The sequence below is a fragment of the Thalassospira marina genome (assembly GCF_002844375.1).
In the GTDB taxonomy this organism is placed as follows: Bacteria; Pseudomonadota; Alphaproteobacteria; order Rhodospirillales; family Thalassospiraceae; genus Thalassospira; species Thalassospira marina.
This window is the reverse complement of the sequence record NZ_CP024200.1, coordinates 47501-66494: the sequence shown is the minus strand read 5'-3', so window position 1 is coordinate 66494 and position 18994 is coordinate 47501. Positions and strand designations below refer to the sequence as shown.

Here is an 18994-nt window from a genome sequence, read left to right as displayed (position 1 = left end):
GTTAGTTTCTCTCTTGTTCGTGGTCGGACGTGTGTATGGAAAAGGCAGGTTGCGTGCGCGGCGGGCCAAAGGCGCGCCAGCCAGCACGAATAAGCGGCAGGATCAAAAGGGTGCAAACGACAATGCCGAGGATTGCCGCGATCGGCCGGTCAAAAAAGCCCAGTAGGTTGCCATTGGCAATTTGCATCGACATGATGAAATTGCGTTCCAGCACCGGGCCCAGAACCAGCCCCAGAATGATCGGGGCAATGGGAAAGCCGTTTTCTTCGAGAAGGTAACCAACGATGCCGGCAACAAACATAACGCCGATATCAAAGGTGGAATTGTTGATGGCAAAGGACCCGAGAATGCAGCAGGCCAGCACCACCGGCACGATAATGCCGCGCGGAACAGACAGCACGCGGCGCGCGCCCTTGATGGCCAGATACCCAATGGGAAACAGCAACAGATTGGCGACGAAAAACGTCATGATGATTGCTGTTGGCATCGAAGGGTTTTCAACAAACAGGCGTGGGCCGGGGTTAAGCCCCTTCATGAACAGCACACCCACGGCAATGGCGGTTACCGCATCGCCGGGAATGCCAAAAACAAGGGCAGGTATCCAGGCGCTGGAAAGTCCGGCATTGTTTGATGTGCTGGCTTCGATCAGGCCTTCTTCATGGCCGGTGCCAAATTTTTCCGGCGTTTTTGACATCCGCTTGCTCATGCCATAGGCGATCCAGGCGGCGACATCCCCGCCAACGCCGGGCAATGCCCCCACGGCCGATCCCAGCGATGCACCGCGCACAAAACTGAAAGGGTAGCGGGCAAATAACCGCCCCATACCGTGAAACGGGCGTGCGCGTGATGTGTCCGGGGCGGGCGGAAAGGATGCATTGGCCGAAAAACCGCGCAATACCTCGGCAAAGGCGAACATGCCGATCATGACGGGGATAAAGCTGACACCGCCCATCAGATCAATCGAGCCAAAGGTAAAACGTGGCTGGCCGCTGGTGACGTCAAGGCCGACCGTTGCAATCAGCAACCCGATCAGAAGCGAGATAAATCCCCGTGCCGGTTGGCTGCTGCTGACAAGGGCCGATGTCATAAGGCCCAGCATTGCCAGCCAGAAAAATTCAAAGCTGGAAAACATCAGCGCAACTTTGGCCAGAAGCGGCCCCGTGATCAGCAATACAATCGCGCCAACCAGCCCGCCACAGGCAGAAAAGAAGATGCCGATGCTAAGCGCGGTTTCGGCCTTGCCCTTCATTGTCAGGGCATAGGATTCATCCACATAGGCCGCCGATGCCGGGGTGCCAGGAATGCGCAGCAGCGCACCAGGAATATCCCCCGCCGTAATTGCCATGGCGGTGGTTGAAACGATCAGGGCAATTGCCGGGACCGGATCAAGGTAAAAGGTCAGCGGAACAAGAAGGGCCGTTGCCATGGTGGCGGTCAGCCCCGGTATGGCGCCGATAAACAGGCCATATACAGCCCCCCCTAAAATCGCCAGCAGGACGGGGGCCTGAAAAACGGTTTCGGCGGCGGTTGTCAGGGTTTCAAATGTCATATCTGTCACCACGGCAAGGGAAATGGCCCCGCCGAAAGCGGAACATACAGGATCTGGGCAAAGACATATTGCAGGCCCAAAATCACAAACAGGGCCACGGGCACGGCAATGACCGGGCGGATTTGCATCAGAAGCATCAGAACGATGGTGTAAACCAGGCCCAGCAGCGGAAAGCCGATAACCGGCAGGGCATAAATGGCGACAAGTACGCCCGCCATCGTCCAGATTGCCGCGATAATGCCGCGCGTGCGGCCACGCCAGGCGGAAAGATCAATGATCGGTCCATTGTTTGCAGCACGAAACCCCGTGACCAGAATTTTCAATGCCAGTACCAGCATGGCAATGCCGATCAGGGTGGGCATCAGATTGGGGCCAAAGGTGGTTCCTGGCACAGCGGGAAGCTGCTGTGCCAGAATAATGACTCCACCCCCAAGAACGGCGAATATCAAACCGGTAAGGCGGTCATCGATACGCATGGTGTTGCTCCAGGCTATCGTTATTTCGCCAGACCAAGGGTTTGCATGGTTTTCACCAGCCCTTCACGCGACTGCATGACGGTATTGGTGAATTGTTCGCTATCCTGATAGGCAACCGAGAACCCGCGGGATGCCATAAAGTCCCGGAATTTCGGGTCTTCGGTAATGTCTTTCAGGGTTTTTGACAATGTGGCGGTAATGTCGTCCGGCAGGCCCTTGGGTGCGGCCAACCCACGAAATGGCAGCGGCGACCAGTTGATATCAAAGGCTTCTGTCGTGGTGGTTAAATCGGGCCAGGCATCGCTGCGTTCGTTGGAAACCAGCGCAAGCGTTTTGGCTTCGCCTGCTTCGACCAGCGAACGGGCCTCGGCCGGGGATGTGGAAACAACATCAATCGCACCGGCAGCAAGTTGCTGCATGGCGGGTGCGGCACCATCGGATGCCACCCACGGGCTGGCATCGGGGTTTACATCGAGCGTGTTTAAAAGACCAGCCCAGGCAAGGTGGGAAAGGCCACCACGGTTTGCCCCCGATGCCTTGATATCGCCGGGGTGGGCCTTGACGGCGTCAATCAGCTCGCCAACCGTTTTATAGGGTGCATCTGCGCGCACATTCACCGCAATCGGATCGGCGTTAAAGCGGCCAATCAGGGTGAAATCCTCTGGCTTGGCACCGGGAATACCCTGGGCGTCATACATGGTCATTTCAATGGTCACCACGCCAAGGGTGTATCCATCGGCCGGGGCATTGGCGATGGCAACATGGCCAACCACGCCACCGCCACCTGTGCGGTTTACAACGTTAAAAGGCTGGCCCAGCCGTTGTTCAAGCTGCTGGGCAACCGCGCGTGCGGTGGCATCGGTACCACCACCAGCCGACCAGGGCACAATGATGGTGACGGCCCGTTCAGGCCATTTGGCAAAGGCGGATTGGGAAAAACTGGCGCAGGCAAGGGCAATCGCGCCAAGCGCGACGAGGGTCCGTTTCATTCTGTTTCCTCCCGAAAGGATATCGCATTTTTGCGTGTTCTTGTCCGGGTTGTTCCCGGTGCTTCACCATCTTATGACATAAGTCATATGTCAAGAGTTTAGCGTTTAAAAAATTGATGATCTTTCGGGAATTTTACCTGCCGGGAAACGGGAAGGCGGCATTTGGGGCACCTTGTGGTGCGGCAGAGGGGCGAACTGGCTATTTGTGGGGCGTTGGGAGATAGGGCGCGGGCAGGGAAAAATCGGATGAAGGCAGGGCGTGAGGAACCGGCACTGGCGCGATAATGATGGGAACGTATATGGAGCGCGCCACCGTAAACAAAAACGGCGCGGCATGCCGGTCAGGATGCATGCCGCGCCGTTTTAAAATTCAGTCCACCATATCCTAGCGATAAAGCAGGGTTGGTAGCAGGGTGCTAAGCTGCGGGATGAAGGCCAGCAGGAACAGCACAATTAACAGCGGTATCAGGAAAGGTGCCGTTGCCTTGACGCATTCCTCGAACCGGACACCCGATACGCGCGAAAGCACATAAAGCACCATGCCCACAGGCGGGGTCAGCAGACCGAGCATCAGGTTCAGGATAACGATGATGCCCAGATGAACCGGGTCGATACCGACGGTTTGCGCAACTGGCAGTAATACCGGCACCAGAATGGTGATGGCTGCGATGGTTTCCATGAAACAGCCCACAACAAGCACCAGCAGCATGATCAGAACAATGATCAGGTTTTTGTTGTCGGTAAAACCAAGAACAAAATTTGCCAGATGCTGTGCCGACTGGTTGGCTGTCAAAATCCAGGCAAATACTGCGGCTGCGCCAACGATCAACATGATGGCGGCTGTGGTTTCGACCGTGTCCATGGTAACGCGTAACAGGTGGCGCATCGTCAGCGTACGATAAACCGCCAGCCCCAGAACCAGCGAATAGGCAACGGCGCCGACGGCGGCCTCGGTCGGGGTGAAAAGGCCGGTGGAAATACCGCCAATGATGATGACCGGCGTCATGAGTGGCAGGAAGGCTTCCTTGCTGGCACGACCCAGAACGCCCCAGGCAAAGGCCTGGTCACGGGGGTAATTGCGCCGGCGGGAATACCACGCCACCATAACCATCAATGCAACGGCCATCATCAGGCCCGGAATGATCCCGGCCAGGAAAAGCTGACCGATGGAAACCTGGGCAATCACCCCAAACAGAACCAGCGGCAGGGAGGGCGGAATGATCGGGCCGATGGTCGATGATGCTGCTGTAATGCCAACGGCAAAGGGCGTGTCATAGCCTGCATCGCGCATGGCCTTGATTTCAACATTGCCAAGGCCGCCCGCATCGGCCACAGCCGCACCGGACATACCGGCAAAAATAACGCTGGCCCCGACATTGACATGGCCCAGCCCACCGGGCATCCAGCCCACAATGGCGCGGGCAAAATTAAAGATGCGCACCGTAATGCCACCGGTATTCATCAGGTGGCCAGCCATAATGAAAAACGGCACGGCAAGCAGCGGAAAGCTGTTCACCCCGTTGATCATGTTATGGAGCATGCTCACCGGCGGCATACCGGCAATAAAAAGATAAACCAGCGATGACCCCGCCAGTGCAACCGCCACCGGCGCGCCACAAACCAGCAGCACCGCCAGCAGGATAAACATGATTGCCAGGCTCATGGTGCGGGCCTCCGCAGGGTGTAAAAGGCGCGAACAAGGGTGATGGCGGCAGTAAGTGCCAGGCAGACGATAACGGCCCAGAACATCCATGACCGGGAAAGATCAATGCTGATCATACGTTGCCGTCCCATCCGGTTGGCAAGCGTTACGCCCGACCATGCCGCATAGGCAAAAAAGCCCGCTGTTGCCAGATCCATCAAAAAGAACAGGGCGCGTGACGCAGCCTTGGGAATGTAAAGATGGAAGAAATCCAGATAGATGTGGCTTTTCTTGCGCGCGCAGATGGCAGCGCCGGAAAAGGTCACGATGATCAGCAGGTAACGGGCGATTTCCTCGGTCCAGGAAATCGAATTATTCAGGACATAGCGTGAAAAAAATTGCAGGAAAACAACCAGGATCAAGGCCCAGAAAACGGCAAATATCGGCGCATCCCACCAGGAAATATCGCTGATATCGGTTTGTTGGGCATCAATCTGGCTGGTGATTTCCTTGGCAATTTCGCTGTCGCTTGTAAGCTTGTTCATGGCCCACCTTCGGCATCAAACAGCACGACAGGACGGATGAAGCAGGGAGAAACTCCATCCGTCCCATTCATCAGGCACAAAAGGGCAGATTATTTGCCAATGGCCTGCAGACGGTCGAAGGTTTCAGGCGACCAGGGCATGTCTTTGCCCTTCAGCAGCGGCTGAACGATATCCATGAACGGCTGACGGTCGACATCGTGAACTTTCACACCCTGGTCCTTGAACCACTGAACCAGGGATGCTTCCTGGTCGCGGACCTGTTTGGTGGCATCGGCCGATGCTTCGCGCAGGATATCGACAATGATTTTGCGATCCGCTTCGTCGATATGGTCATAGGTGCTGCCTGACATCAGGGTGGTCAGGGTGGCAATGGTGTGGCCGGTCAGGCTGATATCGCTTTGTACTTCGTAAAACTGCGCCGCCTTGATGGTCGGCAGCGGGTTTTCCTGGGCATCAACAACGCCCTGCTGCAGGCCAAGGTAAACTTCCGAAAAGGCCATCGGGGTCGGGTTCGCGCCAACGGCTTTGGGGAACATGGTATAGGCCGGTGCGTTCGGCACGCGGATCTTCAGGCCTTTCATGTCTTCGGGCTTGAGGATCGGTTTGTTGGCAGTAACCTGACGGGTCCCGTAATAGGTATGGGTGATCAGGATATTGCCCGTCGCGTCCTGGTAACCTTTGGCCATTTCATCGCGCAGGTCGCTGTTCCAGAAAGCCTGCCAATGGTCATAGTTACGGAAAACAAACGGGTAATCGATGACGCCGATTTCCGGGTAGCTTTGCGCCATGAATGCCGGGCCGGTATAGATCAGATCGACGGTCCCAAGCGACAGGCCTTCATTGATGGATTCTTCGTTGCCCAGCGATGAAGACGGGAAAACCTGCATTTCATAGCGGTCATCGGTCTTTGCCTTGATTTCCTCGGCGGCTTTCAGCAGCACCTGGTGATAGGGCGTTGATTCATCATAAATATGGGCAAATTTCAGGATTTCGGCCGCCTGCGCGGACGTAACAAGGCCAAACGCCAATGTGGCGGCTGCAATGGCTGTAGACGGAAAAATGGCCTTAAAAGACGAGAACATTTATGGGTTTCCTCCCGATCGGTAAAATGGGTTTTGTTGCCGTTATTATTGGTTTTGCCGCATCTTTGCGGAAAGGCAGGTGCCCGTTTGCCGGGCATTCCTGTCAGGTGTTTTGGTGGCCCGTTGGGCCATGTCTGGTTACGCGGGGGCGCGGTTAAAGGACCGCGCCAATTTTCCATGGGACAAACTCATTGTCGCCATAGCCAAATTCCTCGCTTTTTGTTTTTGCGCCCGATGCGGTATCGAGAATGGTGTTGTAAATTTGCAGGCCCAGTTCCTCGTGGGTTTGTTGGCCGGTAATCACGGTGCCGCAATCGATATCCATATCTTCGGGCATGCGGGCAAACAGGCTGCTGCTTGATGCCAGCTTGAGCGACGGTGCCGGTTTCGCGCCAAAACACGAACCGCGACCGGTTGTAAAAGCAATGATATTGGCGCCACTGGCGACCTGGCCCGTGGCCGAAACCGGGTCATAGCCGGGGCTGTCCATGTAAACGAGGCCGGGTTTGCGTACCGGATAGGCGTAGCCAATGGCATCGGCTACCGGTGCCCGCCCCGATTTGGCAACGGCACCAAGTGATTTTTCCAGAATGGTGGTCAAACCGCCGCGCTTGTTTCCCGGTGACGGGTTGTTATCAAGCGTGGCATTGTTCTTTTCGGCGTAGTCTTTCCACCATTCGATCATATCGGCAATCCGTGCGCCGGTTTCGGCATCGGACCGCGCGATCAGCAAATGTTCGGCACCAAAAATTTCCGGTGTTTCGGAAAGCAGGCTGGTTCCGCCTGCCGCGACCAGAAGGTCGCTGGCAACGCCAAGTGCGGGGTTGGCCGAAAGGCCCGAAAAACCATCAGAACCGCCACATTGCATACCCAAAACAAGTTCGGATGCCGGGCAGGTTTCGCGCTGGTCTTTGGACACGACAGCGGCGATACCATCAAGGATTTCAACCGCCTTGCGCACCGCCGATGATGAACCGGCAGCTGACTGGATATTGAAGCTGGCATAGCGGGCGGCGTAATCGGGGTCTTCTTTTTCGCCATAAGCACTAAGCTGGTTGACCTCGCAACCCAGCCCGACCAGCAAAACACCGCCAAAATTGGGATGGTCGCGATAACCCGCAAGGGTGCGCACCAGAATGTCGTAACCTTCGCCATGATTGACCATGCCACAGCCCTGGTCATGAACGATGGGCGCAAAGCCATCAATGCCGGGATATTTCGGCAAAAGGGTGCGGGTTGCGGCATCGGCAATGGCGCGGCAAACCGTGGCCGAACAATTGACCGTTGAAACAATGCCAATAAAATTGCGCGTACCGACCCGGCCATTTTTACGGCGATACCCCATAAAGGTATCGCGTTCGGGGCGGGGTAAAACCGGCGCAGCGGCTTTATCGGCACCAAGGCGGGCATCGCCCATGGCCAGATTGTGGCTGTGAACCAGCGTGCCTGTTGCGATGTCGGCAATTGCAACACCAATAACCTGGCCGTATTTGACGATTTGTTCGCCTTTGACGATATCGCGGGCTGCAAATTTGTGGCCAGCACCAATGTCTTCGGCCACATTAATGCCCGGTGATGATGTATCACCCGATTTAAGCGGCAGCAGCGCGATCAGGACATTGTCGGTTTCGTTCAGGCGAAGGGCGTTAATCTTCATGGTGCGGGAACCTTGTTGATCATGGCGGCAAGCGCAGGTTTTTTTGTTGTATCGCCGTGGCTTTGTGCCCAATGGACAAACCCACGGATGCGGCGCTCTATCTTTTGGCGGTGGTTTTGGGCGATATCGGCCAGCCTGTGATCCAGGAACGGGTTGCGGAACCGGTCCAGTGTTGTGGCCAGATAATCCCGTGCCCGGTCTTCCATTCCGGCGGCGGCAAAGCCGGGGATGACCTCGTTTTCATACATTTCCTGCAGGGCGCGGAATGTTTCGATATCTTCCAGAAATGTTTTTACCGAAAGCGTGGCATCACTGCCTTTTTGCTGCCAGCGTTCGGCAAGCCAGGTGTGCCCCAGATTAAGGATGAACAGTTTCAGGGCTTCGATTTCGTCAAGTGAATCCACCAATTCAATGGATGGATGCAGGCAGGGCAAAATCAGGCCGGGTTGGTGTTCAACCGCCCACAGGGCATAGGGTTCGCAAATGGCACCGGCGGGTTCGATGGGTTCGGAAACGATACGGTCAACCAGCGAATTTGCCCAGATGACACGGTTTTCCAGCCAGTCCTGAAAATCGCTGTCATGGTTGCTGGCAAGGGCCAGCACACAGGATTTCAAAACTGCCCCGTTACCGGGAATCAGCTCCATCGGCAAAATCGTCAGCGGGCGGCCGTGGGCAAGAAAACGTTCACGCAGCAACAGCATAAGTTTTGCCGGAAAGGACATTTCCTGCTGAAAATCGCTGTTCTGGTCGGCCGGTTGTGGCGCGTAACCGGCATCACCGGTATTTGAAACCACATATTCGACTTCGTTGACGAATATCGCGACGATTTTGGGCCAGTCCGTTGCGGTGGAAAGTGCCCGGGTAATGGCGCGCACGCTCTGACTGCGATCAACAATCACGCCATTTTCCAGCCCGCGAATTTTAACGGGGTAACCATTATCAGCCGCAAGTGCCGCAACCCGGCCCGCCCGCGATGCATCACCACTGGATTGCACCACCGTAATCGGGCCAATGGCCTGACCACGATGCATGGCTTCATCAACAAACAGGTCGAAATGCGCCTGCAAAAAACGGCTGGTGCCAAATTGCAGGATCGGGGTTGGAACCTTAGCCGACATGAAGGATGGCTTTCACAATGTCTTCGCGGTCATGAAGCCAGGCGGGAAGCTGTTCGACGCCGTTATCAAATGTGCCTTCGTGGGTGTTTAAAAGGTCAACCGGGACATCACCGGCGCGCATATGATGCATGACCTTTTCAAAATCTTCGCGCAGGGCATTTCGGCTGCCCATCAGGGTGGTTTCGCGTTTGTGGAATTCCGGGTCATCGATGCGCAATTCACCTTTGACCACACCAACAAATACCAGCGTGCCACCATGGGCGAGGTCGTTGATGGCAACATTCATGGCATTGATATTGCCCGTTGCATCATAAACGGTTTCAAAACCATCCTTGGGCAGGTCGGCATTGGCATCGTTGACCAGCACACCCTTTGATCCCTTTACAATCGCGCAGGCACGATCAAGGCGTTGCTGGCTGGTATCGCGCAGGGTGATTTCGGCACCGACAAAGCTGGCAAAAAGGGCGGTGCCAATGCCAATTGGCCCGGCACCAACGACCAGCGCCTTTGTCCCCGCTGCAATGCGCGACCGGCTTACGGCATGGGCACCAATGGCCAGAAATTCGACCATTGCCGCATCACGGGCAGACAGGCCCTGTGCAGGGTAAAGGTTACCTTCGGGAACGCGGATCTGGTCACACATGCCGCCATCGCCATGCACACCCAGCACCGAAATCGACATGCAGCAATTGGGCTTGCCAATGCGGCATGCGTGGCAGGTGCCACACGTTACATAGGGGTTCACAACAACAAGGTCCCCCACCGCGATGGACCCGTCAGACGAGGCATCAAGTGCGGTGCCTGAAAGCTCATGTCCCATCACGCGCGGATATTGCAAAAACGGATGCAGGCCTTCCATGATGTGATAATCGGTGCCGCAAATGCCGATGCTGCGAATGGCAACCCGGATGTGGCCTTCCTTTGCCTCGGGCGTCGGGGCGGTTCCGCTGGCAAGCGTGCCGGGTTCGACACATACGATTGTCTTCATCACTGTCATGGCTGTTTCCCTGTTTCAGGCGGTTTGGATCTGGCTGCCCAAATTGTATTTTCTACATAAAAAACAAGTTCGATTTGCCGTCAACAGTTTTTTATGAATAAAATACTAAATCAGTGATCAAATGTTCGACAAAGCAATTGCCTTTGCGCAATACAGCGGGCATTTTCAGAAGAAACGCATGGGGAAACGGAAAACACGTGGCAAAAACAAACAGGACCTACAAGGAAACCTATAACGCCTGTCTGGATTACATTGTCTCGCTTGGCGAAGGAGCGTGCCTGCCGCCGGAAAAGGAAATGGCGGGCAAATGGTCCATCAGCCGCAGCACGGTTCGCGCCGTTCTTGACCATCTTTCCGAAGAAAAGATCATTCACTGGAAAGGCCGCGAAAAAACGGTCCTGCGTTTGCCCTCCAAGGCGGATTATTTTCAGGCCAGCGAAACCCGGCCAACCGCCGATTTGATCGAACCGGCCTTCATGCAATATATTGTCGGTGGCGACCTGGCCCCTGGCACCGTTTTGCGCGAAAGCGAACTTGCCAAAAGTTTCGGGGTCAGTGCCTCGTCGGTGCGTGAATATCTGATTCGTTTTTCACGCTTTGGCCTGATCGAAAAGAAACCGAACCGTTATTGGGTCCTGAACGGCTTTACCCGCGAATTTGCCATGGAGCTTTTTGATGTGCGCGAAATGTTTGAACTGCGCGCATTCGATGCCTTTGCAAAGCTGCCATCTGACCATGCCGATTGGGGCAAGCTTGCTGCACTTGCCGATGAACACCGCCATCTGCAGGAAGATATGGACAGCCGCTACATGCTGTTTCCCCGTCTTGATGACCGGTTTCATCGACTGATCATTGCGGCATTTCATAACCGCTTTGCTGATGATTTTTACGATCTGGTCGCGCTGATTTTCCATTATCATTACCGCTGGAACAAAACCGGCGAAAAAGACCGCAACGCCGATGCCGTGGTCGAGCATCTAAGCGTCATCAACGCCCTGCAGGAAGGCGATATTGACGGCGCGCGCAAACATTTCCAGGGTCATTTGCAAACGGCACGGCGCACACTTCTGGCATCTGTCGCCTGGGACTGATTGCGAATTTTCTGGGAAAAAAGGCCACCCAGCAGGCGGTTTTATGCCGGGTGGCTTCACAAAGGCTGTTGCTGTGCCAGAAGTTTACTTCTTTTGCAGCTTGGCCTGTTCCAATGACCAATATTCCATATCGAACAGATCAGCCTCGTTGATCGGCTGGAAGCGGCCGATTTTTTCGGCAGCATTAATGATCCGGGCGGTTTGTTCGCCAAGGTCACCAGCAATGGCTGCAGCTTTTGCATCCTTGCCCAGGCCGACCAGACCAACATTTCTGATCATGACAATGCGGGGCCACGCATCCAACTGGACTTTCGGTTCGCTGGCGTTGGGCGCATTGCGATTGAAATAGGCACTATATTTTTGCTGGTAATCCGCAATTGCGGCCAAAATGGTACCTTCGTTTGAATTTTCATCAATTATCATCGGAAATGGTTTGATCCGAATGACATGGTCCGGTGTTGCCGTTCCGCGCATGGAAATTTCTTCCAGCGCCGGGTTGGACAGATAGGCGCGAATGGACGGTGTCGTTCGGAAATCCAGGGCAATGCCGTTGGCAAAGGGCGATGCGCCATTTTGCAATGCGGCCTGCAAGTTTTCACGCAGGGTATCATTCAGGCTGCCGTCGGATTTTTCCGGTCCGGGCAGGGCAATGCCTTTGGCGGATATGTAATTTTCGGCCTCGGTGACAAAATCGATCATGCGGTCATAGGATTCTTTGGCCGTCGCGCCAAAGGTGAAAAGACCATGATTTTTAAGCCAGAGCCCCTGGCAATCCGGGAACTGGTCAAACAGGTCGGCCCCGGCAATCGACAGGTCATAACCCGGCATCACATAAGGCAGAAATGCCAGGCGGTCGCCGTAAATTTCGCGCATGATTTCTTCGGAATTATCCTGGTCTGCCAGCACCAGAACGGCTGTTGAGTGCGTATGATCCACAAATGTATCGGGCAGATACGCATGCAAAAGGGCTTCGACCGACGGGTTCGGGGCATCAGCTTCCAAAAGGTTTTTGCGCAGAAGGGCAACCATTTCCGGGTCGCTCAGACGGCCCTGGTGGCGGGCTTCGTGCAATGGTTCCAGATAAACGGCTGGCAGGCCCGGTGCCTCGATGGTTTCAAGGTCCCAGCCGCTGCCTTTGACATGGATGATGCGTGTACCGTCATCCTGCGTGACCTTGACCGATGTATTCCCCCCGCCATGCAAAACAAGGTCGGGCACCTGGCCGATAATGCGAGACGTATAAACCCGCAGGCCAAGATCGGCCGGCTGGCCCTTTGCCAGCGCCTGGTCAATATAGGTTTGGGCGTCCTGATCGTTCCATAAATTCTGCATCGGGGCATTTCCGTTAGGCTGAAATTTGAAAGATGAAATTCAATAACAAATAAAGATGCACGACACCGTGGGAGGACGATGTCGTGCCTGATTTCCGAAATCAGAAATCAAAATTGTCGATATTGTCTTTGGTAAAGACAGTACGTTCCGGCAGCAGGATGATGCCGTTGCCTTCGGCTTCATAGTCATAGCCCTGAACACTGTTGGGCGAGACTTCAACCGTGCCGATGCCCGGAATGTCGAGCTTGTCGCCAACTTTCATCGGGCCGTCTTTCAGGACATGGTCGGCAACATAAACGGCGATCTTGCCCTGCTGGGTAACATCCCACAGACCAAAACGTTCCACCGTGCCGCGCTTGACATAGGGGCGCATCACATTGGGCGTGCTGAAACCAACAATGGTGACCTTGCCTGCGCGATCAAGGTTTTCGGCTGCCTGTGCCGATGCGGGCAGGGCGTTGGCATCCGGTGCGATGATGGCATCAAGGTCCGGATAGGCCTTCAGGATGCTTTCAGCCGTCTGCAGGGATTTCTGTGCATCGTTATAACCGTACTGGGTGGTGACGATTTCCCAGCCCGGATGTTCCTTGGCAATTTTGGCCTTGGCGGCGTTGGCCCAGGCGTTCTGGTCGGTTACGGTCGGGCTGGAATAGAAAAAGGCGACCTTTGCCTTGTCCTTTTTAATGCCGTCATTGGCCATATCGACCAAAAGACCGCCCAGCTGTTCCGGGGTGCCCTGGTTAACGTAATAGCTGCGGCATTCCGGCTTCACATCGCTATCCCAGGTCATGACCAGCACGTCGCGTTTCATTGCGCGCTGCAGTGCCGGGCACAGGCCATCGGGCGATACCGAAGACAGGATCAGTGCATTGTAGCCCTGATTGACAAAGTTGTTCACGAACTGGACCTGGCCGGAAACGCTCGGTTCCGTCGGGCCGTCATAGGTGACTTTTTCATTCAGTTCTTTACCGGCTGCCAGTGCGCCATTACCGCCGCTGGTAAAAAAGCCGACACCAACAAGCTTCGGAATAAAGGCAATCTGGTTTTCAGCCAGCGCCGGGGTTGCTGCTGCAATGATCGAACCCGTGATCGCTGCTGCCATAGTCCATTTGAATTGACGTCCAAACATGTCGTTCCTCCTCCTCATGATGCTGCGCGTTTCCGGTTCGTCGCCATTATTCGCGCAGCGACAAAGCTGGTCAGCAAGGCGCTTCCGTGGCGCAATGCGACCGCAACCACCAGCAACGCACCTGAGAGCGCGCTGGAAATCTGACTGGGAACACCGCTCATTTGCAGGCCCTGTTGCAGGTAGCCAATAACAAGCGTTGCCAGAAATGTTCCGATGATGGACCCTTGCCCGCCATAAATGGAGGCACCACCCAGAACCGCCGCCGTAATGGCGGGCAGCAGGGTTGCGGTGCCCAGATCAACACGGGCCGATCCGAAATAGGCCGAAAGAACAAGCCCCGCGATCCCGGCAAAAACGCCGGTCATCACATAGGTCATGGTCTGAATGGTGCGAATGGGAAGGCCGCTATAGCGTGCGGCATGTTCGCTTAACCCGCACAGGAAAACCGAACGGCCAAATCGCGAAAAATGCAGGATTACAAACAGGATGACTGCTTCAATCAGCAGCACCACAAAGGGGGCTGGCAGGCCTGCCAGTTCGATATAGGCAAAACCGGTGAAGCTGTCGGGGAAATTGCCAATGCCTTCATAGCCACCCGCACCAACAACACCGGAAAGAACTGTTGCCGCACCGCTAAACAGATAAAGGCTGCCCAGTGTCACGACCAGTGGCTGAATGCGCGACAGATGAATGATCCCGGCATTAAACAGCCCGGCAATCGCGCCCGCGCCAAGGGCGGCCACAATGCAAAGCGGCAAGGGCAGGCCAAAGAAATTGGCGATGCCAAAAATGATCGCGCACAAACCAATCGTCGATGCAAAGGAAACGTCAATGCCACCAGCAATGATCACGATGGTCAGCGGCAGGGCAACAATGCCGATCTGGGCAAAGTCACTGGTGCTGTAAAGCAGGTTGGACAGGTTCAAAAAGCGCGGATTGATGGCACCGAAAATGGCGAATTCCGCCACCAGCATGACAAACAGCGCCATTTCCCAGCGCAGAAAGAAACGTTTCATTATGCGTGCTCCTGCGGGGTGGCATTTGATTGCGCATTGGTGGGGCGCGGGAGGGTGTTTTCAGGGCTGTTTGCCGCTGCACCGGTGTTGGTGTTGGTATTGGTGGGGTTCGGGGCGTGCACGGCATAGCGTTTGGCGCGAATGGCCTTTTCCACGGCAATGCGCACCCGGCCATCAAGCAGCAGGACCAGCAGCAACACCGCCCCCGCAATAAAGTCGTTCCAGAAGGCGGGGATTTTTAAAAACACCAGCGCACTGTCAATCGAGGTCATGAAAATCACGCCCACAAACACGCCAGGTACCGACCCGCTACCGCCCAGCAGGCTGACCCCACCCAGAACGTTGGCGGCAATCGCCTTTAATTCGATGCCATTACCTGCCTGGTTGGGAATAAAGCCAATCTGGGCGGCAAAAATGATCCCTGCCAGGGCGGCAAGCGTACCAGCCGCCACAAAGGCGCTGATCTGCACCAGATGAATGCGAATACCAAGGTGGCGGGCGGCTTCGCGGTTATCGCCGACGGCATAAAAATAGCGGCCAAAGCGCGTATGGCGGGTGATTGCCCAAACCCCAGCAAGGGCAATCACCACAGCCACCGTCAGGACCGAAATCCCGATGCTGCCGTTTTCTGCCAGAAATTTAAGGGATTGCGGCAATTCCTCGATCCATTTGCCGCCTGTCAGGATCAGCATGATCCCGCGAAACAGGCCCAGTGTGCCAAGCGTTGCAATAATGGACGGCACATTGAAAAAGGTAACAAGAATGCCGTTAAACAGGCCCGCCAGCGCCCCGCAGATCAGGCAAATGACAATTGCAGGCACCAGCCCCATGCCGTCATTTAACAAAAGACCCAGAATAACCGCGCTAAGCCCCAGAACCGATCCGCTGGAAACATCAATATTGCGGGTCAAAATAACCAGCATGGTGCCCAGTGCCACGGTCATCAAAACCAGACTGTTGGACATGATGACCGACGCGGTCGATAATGACAGATAACCAGGTGCGGCAATGCCGATCAGGATAAAGGCTAGCACGGTAACGCCAAACAGGGTCGCAACGCGGTTGCGGGCAAAGAAATCAAGCATGGCTTGCCGCTCCGGATTCAAAGGCTAAATGGGCGATGGCATCAACATTGATCGCCTGGCTGGAAAGTTCTCCGCACTGATGGCCGTGCGCCATGACGATCACGCGGTCGGCAAGTTGTTCGATTTCGTCGAAATCCGATGAAATTAGCAAAACACCCATGCCCTTTTCAGCCAGTTGGTGAATCAGGCGGTAAATGTCGTTACGTGCAGCCACGTCTACGCCGCGTGTCGGTTCATCAAGGATCAACAGGCGCGGGTTCGCCGCCAGGCATTTTGCCAGCAAAACCTTTTGCTGGTTCCCGCCTGAAAGCCGACCGGCCGATTGGCCGGGACCTTCGCATTTGATGCCCAGTGCATCCCGAAATTCGGAAAATTCGCCGGTTTCCCGTTTGCCTTTGGGGAAAAACCCCAGGCGATGCATCGTATAGCCCGACATATTCCATGCCAGTGATGCTTCCAAGAACAGGCCGTTCTGCTGGCGGTCTTCGGGCAGGTAAACCAGCCCGGCATCAACGCATTTGCGTGGGGATCGCTCGACAAGGTCCTTGCCCTGCAATTTCACACTACCGCTGCTTGACGGGCGCAGGCCAAACAATGTTTCGGCCAGTTCCGACCGCCCGGCACCAACAACCCCGGCCAGGCCAACAATCTCGCCAGCACGTACATCAAATGAAATGTTGCGAAACCCTTCGCCGCTGAAATGCGAAATTTCAAGAATGCTGCTGGCAAGGTTGAAATCGGTATTGCGCTGGCGTTGCGGGGCGGCAATTGATGCGCCTGCTGTCGCGGCGGTTTTGGTCATTGCCTCAACAATCTGCTGGTCGTCATATTCATCAAGCGTGCCATAAAGAACAATCGCGCCATCCCGCAGCACACTGATCACATCGCAAATTTCGCGAATTTCCCGCAATTTATGCGAAATAAAGAAAATGCCCACGCCCTGCGCCTGTAACTGGCGGACGCGATCAAACAGGGCATTTGCTTCATGGGGTGTCAGGGCCGATGTTGGCTCGTCCAGGATCAAAACCCGCGCCTTGCGAATAAGGCCGCGCAAAATCTCGACAATCTGGCGGTCGGCAATTTCAAGGGTCGCGGCCTGTGCATCCAGGTCCAGGCGCACGGCAAGCTCGGCAATCAACTTTTCAATGTCGCCGCGCAATGCCTTTGCCGATGCCCGCAGGCCAAGGCATATATTTTCCAGAACGGACTGATTGGGCAGGATATGGGCTTCCTGCGGCACAAGATACAGCCCCAATGCCTGGGCCGCCGCCGGTGACGGATTGCTCAGCACCTGGCCGTTAATTTCGATGCTGCCCGATTCCGGGTTTACCAGCCCGGCAATCGATTTCATCAAAGTCGACTTGCCAGCGCCATTTCCCCCCAGCAGGGCATGGACCTGCCCGGGCAGAAGCGTGATGTCCACACCCTTGAGAACTGCCGTTCCACCATATGATTTCCATATGTCGTTCACGCGAACGGCGGCTGCGTCTTGGTTTTTCCGTTCCATCCCTGGGGCCTGTTCATTTGTTTTTATGATGAACATGTGATCATACCAAAACGCAGGCGTCAATATGAATTATCGCTTAATGTTATTGTGCATCGCCGCATAGTTTGGCGTTTAACGAGTGTTTCTGCGCTTTTTGGCAGGCAGGAAAAATTTGCACTTTCGGATGGTTGACGTGATCACTTGTTTAATGAATAATCATTTGAACAAATAACACAAAAGCTGGGATGGCGTTCATGGTGTCAGACAATACAGATTGGAGCTACGCGGACGCGGAGGAAGAAACCCTCACCCGTATCGCGTGGTACTATTATAATGACGGTTTGACCCAAGGCGAAATCGGCGACAAGCTCGGCCTGTCGCGCATCAAGGTCTCGCGCCTGCTTGAAAGTGGCCGTCGGACCGGCATCATCCAGGTGCGCATCAATTCCCGCCATCAGGGCTGCCTTGAATATGAACAGCGCCTGCAGGATCGCTGGGGTCTGCGCGAAGTTCGCGTCATCCCCCATCTTGAAGGTGGCGATCTTAGCGAACGTCTTGGTCAGGCGGCAGCACAATTTCTCATGCAGCGTCTGCGCCCCGATGATCTGCTTGCCGTTGGCTGGGGGGCGACGGTCAGTCATACCATTCAACGTCTTGGCCACATGGCCAATGAACGCAATGTGTCGCTGGTCAGCTTAACCGGCGGTGTTGCCACTTATGTTGATGGCATGCGCACCGCAAACTGGGGCAGCAGCGTGCATCTTGTGCCGGCTCCGCTTGTGGTGTCCGATCAGCATGTCGCTTCTGCCCTTATGGCGGAACCTGCCATTTCGGCTGTGTTGGAAATGGCCCTGAATGCGGCCTATCAACTGGTGGGGATTGGCGAACTGAATGCCGATTCCACCGTTGTTCGCAGTGGCTATATCACCCCGGTCGAGGTCGAACCGTTGCGGCGCAAGGGCGCTGTTGGCGATATTCTGTGCCAGTTTTTTGATGATAACGGCCAGGCGCTTGATCTGCCGCTTCATCAGCGTGTGGTGGGCGCGCGTCTTGCGGCGCTTTCAAATTCCGAAAATGTCATTGCTGCGGCTGGCGGGGTCAGCAAGGTGCGGGCGATCCAGTCCGCGCTGAAGGGCAAATATGTCGACATTCTGATTACCGATGAAAAAACCGCCGAAAAGCTGCTGGAGGATAACTAAGATGGCAAAGGGTGATTATCTTCTGGCGATTGATGCCGGGACCGGCAGTGGCCGCGCGGTGGTATTTGACCGCGATGGCAACCAGCTTGGTGCCATGCAGCGCGAATGGTGGCATAAAACCGATCCTCGCTATCCCGGTTCGATGGATTTTGACGTCGAAGGCAATTGGGCACTTATATGTAGCTGTATTGAAGGCGCGCTTGGGGCTGCCGGTATTTCCGGTACCGATATTGCCGCTGTCAGCGCCACAAGCATGCGCGAGGCCTTTGTTGCCTTTGACCGTGATGGTCGCGAAATCTGGGCCTGCGCCAATGTCGATGGCCGCGCGGTCGATCAGGTCCGTCAGTTGAAAACGGATTTCCCCGGTGTCGAACACGACCTTTATAATCAGACCGGGCAAACCTTTGCCCTGGGGGCATTGCCGCGCCTTTTATGGCTGCGTCAGCAAATGCCCGATATCTACGACCGTATCGATAAAATCTGCATGCTTTCGGACTGGGTGGTTGCCCGCCTTTCCGGGGTGATTGTCTCTGATCCCTCCAATGCCGGGACGACGGGTATTTTCGGTTTGCGCGAACGCGACTGGCTGCCATCGGCC

At 55.4% G+C, this 18994-nt stretch carries 17 protein-coding genes (1 of these 17 only partly in view); 3 read left to right on the top strand and 14 right to left on the bottom strand.

The window, feature by feature from the left end:
- Window position 1 precedes the first annotated feature (1 nt).
- The 9 genes from CSC3H3_RS20835 to CSC3H3_RS20795 all read right to left on the bottom strand — a co-directional run bounded on the left by CSC3H3_RS20835 (window position 2) and on the right by CSC3H3_RS20795 (window position 10049).
- Window positions 2-1549, bottom strand: a complete 1548-nt coding sequence (locus tag CSC3H3_RS20835) for a tripartite tricarboxylate transporter permease (protein WP_101286388.1) — start codon at window positions 1547-1549, stop codon at window positions 2-4.
- Between the two features lie 5 nt (window positions 1550-1554).
- Complete coding sequence (locus tag CSC3H3_RS20830) at window positions 1555-2025, bottom strand: tripartite tricarboxylate transporter TctB family protein (protein WP_101286387.1); 471 nt, start codon at window positions 2023-2025, stop codon at window positions 1555-1557.
- A 20-nt stretch (window positions 2026-2045) separates the two neighbouring features.
- Window positions 2046-3014, bottom strand: a complete 969-nt coding sequence (locus CSC3H3_RS20825; RefSeq protein WP_101270918.1) for a tripartite tricarboxylate transporter substrate binding protein — start codon at window positions 3012-3014, stop codon at window positions 2046-2048.
- A gap of 385 nt (window positions 3015-3399) precedes the next feature.
- The gene (locus tag CSC3H3_RS20820; RefSeq protein ID WP_101270922.1) at window positions 3400-4677 is read right to left on the bottom strand and encodes a TRAP transporter large permease; all 1278 of its coding nucleotides are present in this window, start codon (window positions 4675-4677) and stop codon (window positions 3400-3402) included.
- Entirely contained in the window at window positions 4674-5201 is a 528-nt protein-coding gene (locus CSC3H3_RS20815; RefSeq protein WP_101270924.1) for a TRAP transporter small permease, read from the bottom strand. Before CSC3H3_RS20815 ends, CSC3H3_RS20820 begins: the two co-directional genes overlap by 4 nt.
- An 89-nt stretch (window positions 5202-5290) precedes the next feature.
- The gene (locus CSC3H3_RS20810) at window positions 5291-6283 is read right to left on the bottom strand and encodes a sialic acid TRAP transporter substrate-binding protein SiaP (RefSeq protein ID WP_101286386.1); all 993 of its coding nucleotides are present in this window, start codon (window positions 6281-6283) and stop codon (window positions 5291-5293) included.
- A 154-nt stretch (window positions 6284-6437) separates the two neighbouring features.
- Window positions 6438-7940 carry a UxaA family hydrolase gene (locus CSC3H3_RS20805; RefSeq protein ID WP_101286385.1) on the bottom strand — a complete coding sequence of 501 codons (1503 nt, stop codon included), beginning with the start codon at window positions 7938-7940 and terminating at the stop codon, window positions 6438-6440.
- Entirely contained in the window at window positions 7937-9061 is a 1125-nt protein-coding gene (locus tag CSC3H3_RS20800) for a mannitol dehydrogenase family protein (RefSeq protein WP_101286384.1), read from the bottom strand. The genes CSC3H3_RS20805 and CSC3H3_RS20800 overlap by 4 nt, the downstream gene beginning before the upstream one ends.
- Window positions 9051-10049, bottom strand: coding sequence for a zinc-binding alcohol dehydrogenase family protein (locus CSC3H3_RS20795; RefSeq protein ID WP_172963493.1), 999 nt, complete (start codon window positions 10047-10049; stop codon window positions 9051-9053). The genes CSC3H3_RS20800 and CSC3H3_RS20795 overlap by 11 nt, the downstream gene beginning before the upstream one ends.
- 206 nt (window positions 10050-10255) lie before the next feature.
- On the opposite strand from CSC3H3_RS20795, the gene CSC3H3_RS20790 reads away from it, so the two are divergent.
- Window positions 10256-11149 carry a GntR family transcriptional regulator gene (locus CSC3H3_RS20790; protein ID WP_101286382.1) on the top strand — a complete coding sequence of 298 codons (894 nt, stop codon included), beginning with the start codon at window positions 10256-10258 and terminating at the stop codon, window positions 11147-11149.
- Window positions 11150-11233: 84 nt separating this feature from the next.
- Here the strand turns inward: CSC3H3_RS20790 and CSC3H3_RS20785 are convergent, their stop codons facing one another.
- The 5 genes from CSC3H3_RS20785 to lsrA form a co-directional block, all read right to left on the bottom strand.
- The gene (locus tag CSC3H3_RS20785; RefSeq protein WP_101286381.1) at window positions 11234-12481 is read right to left on the bottom strand and encodes a class II aldolase; all 1248 of its coding nucleotides are present in this window, start codon (window positions 12479-12481) and stop codon (window positions 11234-11236) included.
- A gap of 100 nt (window positions 12482-12581) precedes the next feature.
- Window positions 12582-13583, bottom strand: a complete 1002-nt coding sequence (gene lsrB / locus CSC3H3_RS20780) for an autoinducer 2 ABC transporter substrate-binding protein LsrB (protein ID WP_165791942.1) — start codon at window positions 13581-13583, stop codon at window positions 12582-12584.
- Window positions 13584-13624: 41 nt separating this feature from the next.
- Window positions 13625-14626 (bottom strand): ABC transporter permease subunit, encoded by a 1002-nt coding sequence (locus tag CSC3H3_RS20775; RefSeq protein WP_101270939.1) that lies wholly within the window; start codon window positions 14624-14626, stop codon window positions 13625-13627.
- Window positions 14626-15711, bottom strand: coding sequence for an autoinducer 2 ABC transporter permease LsrC (lsrC, locus tag CSC3H3_RS20770; protein WP_101286380.1), 1086 nt, complete (start codon window positions 15709-15711; stop codon window positions 14626-14628). Before lsrC ends, CSC3H3_RS20775 begins: the two co-directional genes overlap by 1 nt.
- Window positions 15704-17218 carry an autoinducer 2 ABC transporter ATP-binding protein LsrA gene (lsrA, locus tag CSC3H3_RS20765; RefSeq protein WP_101286379.1) on the bottom strand — a complete coding sequence of 505 codons (1515 nt, stop codon included), beginning with the start codon at window positions 17216-17218 and terminating at the stop codon, window positions 15704-15706. The genes lsrC and lsrA overlap by 8 nt, the downstream gene beginning before the upstream one ends.
- Window positions 17219-17451: 233 nt before the next feature.
- On the opposite strand from lsrA, the gene CSC3H3_RS20755 reads away from it, so the two are divergent.
- Both CSC3H3_RS20755 and lsrK read left to right on the top strand, forming a co-directional pair.
- On the top strand, window positions 17452-18396 hold the full coding sequence (locus tag CSC3H3_RS20755; protein ID WP_101286377.1) for a sugar-binding transcriptional regulator: 945 nt from the start codon (window positions 17452-17454) through the stop codon (window positions 18394-18396).
- 1 nt (window position 18397) lies between these two features.
- Window positions 18398-18994, top strand: partial view of an autoinducer-2 kinase gene (gene lsrK, locus CSC3H3_RS20750; RefSeq protein WP_101286376.1) — the start only. It continues 969 nt past the right edge of the window; 597 of the gene's 1566 nt are visible here — the first part of the coding sequence; it begins with the start codon at window positions 18398-18400; its stop codon lies beyond the right edge, outside the window.